This window comes from Dickeya chrysanthemi NCPPB 402 (assembly GCF_000406105.1).
Taxonomy (GTDB): Bacteria; Pseudomonadota; Gammaproteobacteria; order Enterobacterales; family Enterobacteriaceae; genus Dickeya; species Dickeya chrysanthemi.
Window position 1 is genome coordinate 1 of sequence record NZ_AOOA01000062.1, and the last position, 748, is coordinate 748.

At 41.6% G+C, this 748-nt stretch carries 1 protein-coding gene; it reads right to left on the reverse strand.

What is annotated here, in order from left to right:
- Positions 1-21: 21 nt before the first annotated feature.
- Positions 22-699, reverse strand: coding sequence for an IS1595-like element ISNme3 family transposase (locus DCH402_RS00040; protein WP_002215827.1), 678 nt, complete (start codon positions 697-699; stop codon positions 22-24).
- Positions 700-748 lie beyond the last annotated feature (49 nt).

Sequence of the window (748 nt, forward strand, 5' to 3'; positions counted from 1 at the left end):
GGGGCTTAGGAAGCAAAAATATTAAATTGGGTTATTTCGAAGCATCTTCATTAATATTTTACCTAAATCTTCATGCCGGTGGTTAAACCTAAACTCCGTTTCTTTGAGATGCAGATAAAACATCTCTTTGGAAATACCATGAAATTTAGCCAAACGCCCCTTAGTATAACTCCAAAAAGATTCAATACCATTGATATGTTGCTTTCCTCGAGCAAACTCATTGGAACCATGATGGACACGGTAATGCTTCTCATAGCCCATATCGACAAGACCGTCATATGCTTTCCAGCCGTCAGTATTGATTTCACTGTCAGCAGATATGTGACCACGTATGACCTTGATTAGTGAGGCTTTCGAAGCGTCGGGAACGATTTCCGTATAGACCACGCCATTGCGTTTCAGTATGCCAAATACGATGGTTTTACCTGACGCTCCGCGACCGCGCTTACCCCTGATACGTCGCGCACCAAAGTAAGATTCATCTAATTCGACCACACCGGACAGTGGTGAGCTTTGTTCGCACAGAGCAGCAATCCTGTGTCTGATTTTCAGGAAAATAGGATTGATACCGCGTACACTAATGCCGGTCATTTTAGCAGTATCGGAAGCGGTCAAATCAAGAGCGAAACAGCGGATTATTTCTCTAAACTTTTGCTCTGAAATTTTGCTGAACTTTTGATACTTATTTTTTAGTTTCATATTAGGAGCTTATCAGGTTTTTTGATGATTTTGCTTCCTAAGCCCCTAA

What these genes read in the sequence shown, in the direction of transcription:
- DCH402_RS00040 (WP_002215827.1), bottom strand. Translation starts at nt 699, where the DNA reads ATGAAACTAAAAAATAAGTATCAAAAGTTCAGCAAAATTTCAGAGCAA.